The sequence below is a fragment of the Streptomyces sp. HSW2009 genome, assembly GCF_040240285.1.
In the GTDB taxonomy this organism is placed as follows: Bacteria; Actinomycetota; Actinomycetes; order Streptomycetales; family Streptomycetaceae; genus Streptomyces.
Genome location: NZ_JBEHZD010000337.1, coordinates 1 through 8,857, shown reverse-complemented (window position 1 = coordinate 8,857; position 8,857 = coordinate 1). Strand labels below are relative to the sequence as shown.

Genomic DNA, 8,857 nt, shown 5'->3' with positions numbered 1-8,857 from the left:
CCCCCCGCGGCCGCCCCGCGCGCGTGTGCTGCCTAAGACGCCGACTGCGCCCCCGCCGCGGGCCGGTCCACGCCCGGCTCCTGGAACGCCGCGGCCTCCGCGGCCAGTCGCGTCCGCTCCGCCCGCAGCAACGCTTCCTCCGCCTTGCGCTGCTTCTCCAGCCGGCGCTCCTCGGCCTCGGCACGCAGCCGCGCCTCCTCCGCCTCCTGCCTGCGGCGACGCGCCTCTTCCGCCTGCCGAACCCGCTCCTCCGCTTGGCGGACGCGCTCCTCTTCCTCGCGGCGCTCGCGCTCCTCATCGGCGAGCCGGCGCGCTTCCTCGGCCCGCTGACGCGCCTCCTCCGCCTGCCGCTCCGCCTCCCGGCGCTCGGCCTCCTCGGCCTCGCGGCGCTTGCGTTCCGCTTCCTCGGCCCGCAGCTTGGCCAACTGCTCCTCGCGCTCGCGCTCAAGCCGCGCTTCCTCGGCCTTGCGCGCGGCCTCCTCCTCGGCCTTGCGGCGAGCCTCTTCCTCGGCCTTCCTGCGGGCCTCTTCACGGGCCTGGATCTCGGCCTCGGACAGTGGCAGTACGTGGTCGAGACGGTGCCGTACGACCGTACTGACCGCTTCCGGTTCCTGGCCGCCGTCGACCACCAGGTAGCGCGCGGGGTCGGCCGCGGCCAGGGCGAGGAAGCCGGCCCGTACCCGCTGGTGGAACTCGGCCGGCTCGGACTCCAGCCGGTCGGGCGCCTCCGTGAACCGCTCGCGGGCGGCCTCGGGGGAGACGTCCAGCAGCACCGTCAGATGCGGAACGAGGCCGTCCGTCGCCCAGCGGGAGATGCGGGCGACTTCGGTCGGGGACAGGTCACGGCCGGCGCCCTGGTAGGCCACCGACGAGTCGATGTAACGGTCCGAGATGACGACCGCGCCGCGCTCCAGGGCCGGCCGTACGACGGAGTCCACGTGCTCCGCGCGGTCCGCCGCGTACAGCAGGGCCTCCGCGCGGTGGGACAGGCCCGCGCTGGCGACGTCGAGCAGGATCGACCGCAGCCGCTTGCCGATCGCGGTGGCGCCGGGCTCGCGCGTCACCACCACCTCGTGGCCCTTGCTGCGAATCCACTCCGCGACCGCCGTCACCTGGGTGGACTGGCCCGCCCCGGCGCCGCCCTCGACGGCGAGGAAGAAGCCGCGCGCGGCGGGGGCCTGGGCGGGCTCGCCGCCGAGCACTGCATCGCGCAGGTCGCGGCGGAGCGGTACGCCCTGCCGGTCGTCGGTCTTGCCCAGCACCAGCGCAGCGACCGGCAGCAGCAGCGCGCCGACCAGCATCAGCGTGAACGCTGCGCCGCCGTGCGCAAACACGAAGTCGCCGTTCTGCAAACGGTGCGGGCCGATCGCGGCGGCCAGCAGCGGGGCGACGACGACGCCGAGCGCGAGTGCGACCCGGACGACCGCGTGCAGGTGCTCGGTCGTCCGCAGCCGGCGCGTCTCCTCCGTCTCCTGGTCGAGCAGCGTGTGGCCGGTGTTGGCCGCGACGCCGGCCGCGACGCCGGCGAGCAGCGCGAGCGCCAGTACGGTCGCCGGGTCGGGGACCAGGCCGGTGGCGAGCAGCGCAAGGCCGGTTGCCGCGATCGCGAAGGCGAACAGTCGGCGGCGGGAGAGCGTGGGCAGCACCCGCGGCGCGCAGCGCACCCCGATCACCGGGCCGCCCGCGATCATGAGCGCCAGCAGTGCGAACCCGACGGGCCCGCCGCCGAGGTCAGCGGCTTGCAGCGGTGTGACGCCGAAGGCCGCAGCCATCGCCCCGGCCACAGCAGCACAGGCCGCTACCAAAACCCCGAGCGCTCCCGTACGCCCCTTGTCGGGCGCGGTGGCGCGGACGCTGCCGGCGTCGGCCGCCCCGCGCACCGGCGCCTTGGGCCGGCGCAGCCCCTCCAGCGGGGAGCGCGCACGCGTGGCCTGCGCGCCGGGCAGTTCGATGAAGTAGAGGACGGTGACCGAGGCGGCGAAGAGCCCGGCGGCCACGTACGAGGCGAGCGCGGGCTGGTGCTGGTGGAACCAGTCGATGCCGGAGCCCAGCAGATTGCTGACCAGGGTGATGGCGATCATGCCCGCGGCGGCGATCGGCAGCGTCACGGCGGTGGTGCGGAGCGAGAGCCTGCGCAGCGCGTCGAGATGGTCGGGCAGCGGTCGGACCGCGGCGCCCTCGGGCGGCGGCGCAGGCAGTAGCGCGGGGGCCGCGCCCTCCTTGGCCACCGTCCACAGCCGCTCGGCGACCCCCACCACGAACGCCGTGACCAGCAACGACGCCAGGGCGTCGGAGGGCGTCCAGTCGATCCACAACGGGGCGATCACGAGCAGCGCCAGCCGTACGCCATCGGCGCCGATCATGGTCCAGCGGCGGTCGAGCGGCCCGGCCGGGCCGATGAGCGAGGCCAGCGGCCCGAGCAGGACCGCGCCGAACAACAGCGTCGCCAGCAACCTGGCGCCGAACACCGCGGCCACGGCCAACGCCACGCCGCGGTAGCCGCCGCCGAACGAGCCGGCCGCGACGGCCGCCTGGAACGACAGCGCCAGCAGCACCAGTACGGAGAGCGCATCGCCGATGCCGCTGACGAACTGCGCGCTCCACAGTCGGCGCAGCGGCGGGAAATGCAGCAACGCTCGTACGGCGCGCTCGCGGGAGTCCGTGGCGAGAGCGTCGGCAGGGGGGTTGACGGCCGTTGGCTGCTCGGTTCGCGTCATCCAGCCAGCCTATCGGGGTCACACGAATTACCGTGCCCGAGCCCGAACGTATGCCCGGGGCGGTGCCGAGGATCACGCAGGACAAGTCACCCAGGAAGCGACAAACCCATCGCGCAAACCCTCCACGAAGGGGCGCGACGGCACATCGCACGCCCCGAACCCACTGCGAACGCCCGTTCGAACGCGGTGCGGCTCGTGCGCCGCCCCCTCCGCACGCCTCCGCGCACTCCGGGCCCGCCCCGCCCCCACGCACACCAGCACCAGCACCAGCACCAGCACCAGGCCGTTTACGAGGTCCCGGCCCGCCAGGTCCAGCCGCCCCGAGCCCAACGGGCCCAGCCACCCCGTGCCCAACCAAGCCAAAGCCCCCGCCCACACGTCGGAACGCGCGGGCGGGGGCCGAAGGCGGTGCGGCGCAGGCGCCGGAAGTGTCGGCAGCGCTGCGAGCAGCGGCGGGGCCAGGCCGTACGGGGCGGACTACTCGGCCGCCTCACCCGACGGCTTCGCCGCCGCCGCGGTCTTCTTCGCGGCCGTGGCCTTCGTCGCCGACGCCGTCGCCTTCTTGGCCGTCGTCGTCTTCTTCGCGGTGGTCTTCTTGGCCGCCGTCGTCTTCTTCGCCGCGGTCTTCTTCGCCGGGGCCTTCTTGGCGGCGGCCTTCTTCGCCGGCGCCTTCTTGGCCGTCTTCTTCACCGGCCCCTTGGCGCGCTTCTCCGCGAGGAGCTCGTAGCCGCGCTCGGGCGAGATGGTCTCGACATCGTCGTCGCGGCGCAGCGTGGCGTTGGTCTCGCCATCGGTGACGTACGGGCCGAACCGGCCGTCCTTCACCACCACGGGCCGCTCGCTCACCGGGTCGGTGCCCAGTTCCTTCAGCGGCGGCTTGGCCGCGGCCCGGCCGCGCTGCTTGGGCTGTGCGTAAATGGCCAGCGCCTGATCGAGCGTGATCGAGAAGATCTGGTCTTCGGACTCGATCGACCGCGAATCGGTGCCCTTCTTCAGATACGGGCCGTAGCGACCGTTCTGCGCGGTGATCTCCTCGCCGCCCTGCGGGTCGACGCCGACGACCCGTGGCAGCGACATCAGCTTCAGCGCGTCCTGCAACGTGACCGTGTCCAGCGACATCGACTTGAACAACGACGCCGTGCGCGGCTTGACCGCGTTCTTGCCGGTCTTCGGAGTGCCCTCGGGCAGCACCTCGGTCACATACGGTCCGTACCGACCGTCCTTGGCCACGATCTGACGCCCGGTGTCCGGGTCCGTACCGAGTTCGAAGTCACCGCTGGGCTTGGCCAGCAGCTCCTCCGCGTACTCCACCGTGAGCTCGTCCGGCGGCATGTCGGCGGGCACGTCCGCACGCTGGCCCGGCTCGCCCTCGGTGTCGGAGGGCTTCTCCACGTACGGGCCGTACCGGCCGACCCGCAGCACCACGCCGTTGCCGACCGGGAACGAGGAAACCTCGCGGGCGTCGATCGCGCCGAGGTCGGTGACCAGCTCCTTCAGTCCGCCGAGATGGTCGCCGTCCGCTCCGGTGCCGGGCGTCGCGGTGGCGTCGCCCGCAATCTGACCGGCGTCCTGGTCAGTACCGAAGTAAAAGCGTCGCAACCACGGCACGGACTGGGCCTGACCGGCCGCGATGCGGTCGAGATCGTCCTCCATCTTGGCCGTGAAGTCGTAGTCGACCAGCCGGCCGAAGTGCTTCTCCAACAGTCCGACCACGGCGAAGCTCAGGAAGGAGGGCACCAACGCGGTGCCCTTCTTGAACACGTAGCCCCGGTCCAGGATGGTCCCGATGATGGACGCATACGTGGACGGGCGGCCGATCTCGCGCTCTTCCAACTCCTTGACCAGCGACGCCTCGGTGTAGCGGGCCGGCGGCTTGGTCGCGTGGCCGTCGACCGAGATCTCCTCGGCGGTCAGCCGGTCGCCCTCGGCGACCTGCGGCAGCCGGCGCTCACGGTCATCGAGCTCGGCGTTCGGGTCGTCGGCCCCCTCGACGTACGCCTTCATGAAGCCGTGGAAGGTGATCGTCTTGCCGGACGCGGTGAATTCGGTGTCCCGGCCGTCGCTGGCCAGCCCACCGATGCGCACCGTCACCGAGTTGCCGACCGCGTCCTTCATCTGCGAAGCGACGGTCCGCTTCCAGATGAGCTCGTAGAGCCGGAACTGGTCACCGGTCAGCCCGGTCTCCGCGGGCGTGCGGAACCGGTCGCCCGACGGGCGGATCGCCTCGTGCGCCTCCTGCGCGTTCTTGACCTTGCCCGCATAGCTGCGCGGCTTGTCGGGCAGGTAGTTCGCCCCGTACAACTGCGTGACCTGCGTCCGCGCGGCGTTGATCGCCGTGTCGGAGAGCGTCGTGGAGTCGGTACGCATATAGGTGATGAAGCCGTTTTCGTACAGCTTCTGCGCCACCTGCATGGTCGCCTTGGCACCGAAGCCCAGCTTGCGGCTGGCCTCCTGCTGAAGCGTGGTCGTACGGAACGGGGCGTACGGGGCGCGGCGGTACGGCTTGGACTCGACCGAGCGCACCGCGAACTGGGTGTCGGCAAGCGCCGCGGCGAGCGCGCGGGCCTGCGCCTCGTCCAGGTGCAGTACCGCGGAACCGTCCTTGAGCTGCCCGATCGAGGAGAAGTCACGGCCCTGTGCGACCCGGCGGCCGTCCACCGAAGCGAGCCGCGCGGCCAGCGTGCCGGGGTCGCTCGCGTCACCGGTCCGGCCGGTGGCGAAGGTGCCGGTCAGGTCCCAGTACTCGGCGGAGCGGAACGCGATGCGCTCCCGCTCCCGCTCCACGACCAACCGGGTGGCCACCGACTGCACGCGGCCCGCCGACAGCCGCGGCATGACCTTCTTCCACAGCACCGGCGAGACCTCGTAGCCGTAGAGGCGGTCGAGGATGCGGCGGGTTTCCTGGGCGTCGACCAGACGCTGGTTCAGCTCGCGCGGATTGGCCACGGCGGCCCGGATGGCGTCCTTGGTGATCTCGTGGAAGACCATCCGGCGCACCGGGACCTTGGGCTTGAGCACCTCTTGCAGATGCCACGCGATGGCTTCGCCCTCGCGGTCCTCATCGGTGGCGAGGAAGAGTTCATCCGACTCGGCCAGCAGCTCCTTGAGCTTCCTGACCTGGTCCTTCTTGTCGTGGTTGACGACATAGATGGGCTGGAAGTCGGCGTCGACGTTCACGCCGAGGCGCGCCCAGGGTTCACCCTTGTACTTCGCGGGGACCTCGGCAGCGCCGTTCGGCAGGTCTCGAATGTGTCCGACGCTCGCCTCGACCACGTATCCAGGGCCGAGGTAGCCCTTGATCGTCTTCGCTTTGGCAGGAGACTCGACGATCACGAGTCGCCTGCCGCCCTTCGCGGTCTCGCTGGTCGGGGACAACTTCGCTCTTCTCTCCGGTCGACGCTCGGTGGCCTGGGCTACCACGCGTACAGGTGCTCGCAGTGGCAATACGGTGACGCTGCGGAGTGTGACGGTACCTCCCGCCCCGGTGTCAAACGGAAAAAGCCCGCAACGCCACTCGAAGGGTAAGCCGATGGTCGCCTCGCCACTCCTCAGCCGCGCACCGCCTAGGCGCTGTCACGGTAACCCGACAAGCGTGCTGCATGCCGCACGGGCCAGCACTCCGCCGGGTCGATGAGCCGCTCAGATCGAGCCGAGGCACCAGATTCCGCCGGTGAGCGCGGCGGCGCCGAGAACGGTGGAGAGGACCGCTGCGGTCGTCGGATGCGAACCGTCGAGAACGGGTCGGCGCTGCCGCAGCCGGACCGCCGTCCACAGCAGCAGCCCGACGCCGAACAGCGCGAATGCTGTACCGGCGAAGACTGCGGGTCCACTCTCCATACGAGGAGGGTGGCACGCGAGCGCGGCTTTCGCACGAACGCCACGTGAACGTCCTCACATGCCGCCCGCCGCCGCGCCCGGGCCGGCCGCCGCTCATTTTCGGCCGAGCCTCGGCCGGGTCCAGCCGTTGGCTCCACGGGCCCGCCGCGCTCGCCGACGATCACCTTCCGCCAGGGACGGCTATGCCGTCCATCACCGAGACGCAGCGCCGACCGCCGGGCCGCCGCCCCACCCGGGCAGCCGGCCGCGTACGCACCGGCGTCGGTCGCGGCCCAGGCCGCAACTCCGGTCGCGGCCCCGCCCCCGCCGCCGAGCAGGCCCCCGCCGACCCACCTGCGACGGCTGCCGCGCCCGCGCTCACCCCCGCCCACCTGGGGTTTTCCTCATCGCCCGCGCGTCCGTACCCCATCTCGCCCCCTCCGTCGGGCTCGCCCGGGAGCCCACTGCACCGTCTCCTCCGGAGCGCCTTCGTCCCGGCCCGGGCCCGCCGACCGCTCCCGGCCGGCAACGTGCTCCGGCCCGCCCCCGTCGTGCTCCCTGCCGCCCCAGCCGTCCCCCAACGCGCCCGCCGCGCCCCTCCCCCTACACGCCCGTCTCCCCCACCGGCTCCAGAAAGCCCTGCTCCACCAGCAGTCGAATGGCCTCCGGCGTACGGTCACGCAGTTGCACCGGGTCCTCCCCGAGCAGTTGGGCGATGGCGTCCAGGATTCGGCCGGCGCTCAGCGAACCGTCGCAAACCCCAGCGAAACCGGCCCCCACCGTGTCCACCTTCGTCGCCCGCCGCACCCCGCGGTTCTGCCGCAGCACCACGTGCTCCGGGTCCTCCGCGCCCGGCAGCCCGACCTGCTCCTGCACCACCTCGGGCGCCAGCCGGAAGCGGGTCGCCAGCAGCCCCGCGTCATCCGTGGCCCGCAGGAAGTCCTGCCGCTGGAAGTGCGCCCGGACGGCCTCGCCCAGCGGCTGCTCCACCGGATGCGGCCACTCCTCGGCGATCACCGCAGGGCGGTCGGCGCCGGACTTGCGCAGCGTGATCCAGCCGAAGCCGACGGCCGTGGTCCTACGGGCCGCGAACTCATCCAGCCAGGCGTCGTACCGCTCCGCGTACGCCTGCGGGTCGCCCTGGTGGTCGCCGCCGTCGCGCAGCCACAACTCCGCGTACTGCGTCACGTCCTGCACCTCGCGCTGGATGATCCAGGCGTCGCAGCCCTGCGGCACCCAACCGGCGACCCGATCCCGCCAGTCCTGGCCCGCCACGTGCTGCCAGTTCGCCAACAACTGGCAGTACCCACCGTCCGTCAGGTGCTCGGCGGCCCCTTCCACCAGCGTCCGGCACAGGTCGTCGCCGCCCATGCCGCCGTCCCGATAGGTGAACCTGGCGCCGGGCGAGATGACGAACGGCGGATTGGAGACGATCAGGTCGTACGCCTCGCCGCGCACCGGCTCGAACAGCGAACCCTCGCGCGCGTCCGGCGCGGCGGCACCGGACAGGGCGAGCGTGAGCCGCGCGCACTGGAGGGCGCGCGGATTGCGGTCGGTCACCGTCACGCTCGTGGCATGTTGCGCGGCGTGCAACGCCTGGATGCCGGACCCGGTGCCCAGATCGAGCACCCGGCCCACCGGCTGGCGCACCGTGATCCCGGCGAGCGTGGTGGATGCGCCACCCACCCCCAACACCAGCTCCGAGCGGGGCACACCGCCCTGACCTGCTTCAACGGGCTCGGTTCCGCCGGCGTGCGCCCCCGAGTGGGCGGCGATGCCGCCGGCGCCCCCGACCGCGCAGCCCAGGTCGGAGACGATCCACCAGTCCTCGCCGTCAGGACCGCCGTACGGCCGCACGTCCACGCTCGCCCGCACCGCACCGCCACTCCCGGCGCGCACCAGCCAGCCGTCGGTGAGGCAGTCGTCAACCGGGAGCACGGCCGCAGCCCGGTCGGCCGCCACCGGGCGTTGCAGCAGGAAGAGTCGGACCAGCGTCTCCAGCGCCCCGTCCCCGCCGGTGGCCCGCAGCGCGGGAACGGTCTCGCTGCGCCCCAGGGCGGCGTAGGCCGGGGCGCCCAACAGGTCGAGGAGACCATCGGCGGTGAAGTCGGCGGCGAGCAGCGCGCCACGGAGGCGTTCGATGCGCTGCGGATGGACGGTAGGCAAGTGGTGCGTACTCACGGTCCCCATTGTCAGGGCAACCACTGACAATCGGGGAAGGGGCGGCGGCGCGCCCCGGGGGGGGGGGGGGGGGGGGGGGGGGGGGGGCCCCGGCGCGGGGGGGGGGGGGGCCGCCCCGCCGGCGGGGGGGGGGGGGGGGGGGG

Annotated in this window: 4 protein-coding genes; all 4 read right to left on the bottom strand. The window is 72.8% G+C overall.

Annotation, left to right across the window (positions count from 1 at the left end):
* Window positions 1–32 precede the first annotated feature (32 nt).
* Entirely contained in the window at window positions 33–2,717 is a 2,685-nt protein-coding gene (tmk, locus tag AAHZ94_RS22490) for a dTMP kinase (protein ID WP_349994788.1), read from the bottom strand.
* Window positions 2,718–3,194: 477 nt separating this feature from the next.
* Window positions 3,195–6,092: a type I DNA topoisomerase gene (gene topA, locus AAHZ94_RS22485; RefSeq protein WP_349994787.1), complete on the bottom strand. Its 2,898-nt coding sequence runs from the start codon at window positions 6,090–6,092 to the stop codon at window positions 3,195–3,197.
* Window positions 6,093–6,356: 264 nt separating this feature from the next.
* Window positions 6,357–6,554, bottom strand: a complete 198-nt coding sequence (locus tag AAHZ94_RS22480) for a hypothetical protein (RefSeq protein ID WP_349994786.1) — start codon at window positions 6,552–6,554, stop codon at window positions 6,357–6,359.
* A 582-nt stretch (window positions 6,555–7,136) separates the two neighbouring features.
* Entirely contained in the window at window positions 7,137–8,723 is a 1,587-nt protein-coding gene (locus AAHZ94_RS22475) for a DUF7059 domain-containing protein (protein WP_349994785.1), read from the bottom strand.
* Window positions 8,724–8,857 lie beyond the last annotated feature (134 nt).

Bases quoted from the DNA above. Each gene is read 5' to 3' on its own strand.
- AAHZ94_RS22475 (WP_349994785.1), bottom strand. From the start codon at position 8,723: ATGGGGACCGTGAGTACGCACCACTTGCCTACCGTCCATCCGCAGCGC.
- tmk (WP_349994788.1), bottom strand. From the start codon at position 2,717: ATGACGCGAACCGAGCAGCCAACGGCCGTCAACCCCCCTGCCGACGCT.
- AAHZ94_RS22480 (WP_349994786.1), bottom strand. From the start codon at position 6,554: ATGGAGAGTGGACCCGCAGTCTTCGCCGGTACAGCATTCGCGCTGTTC.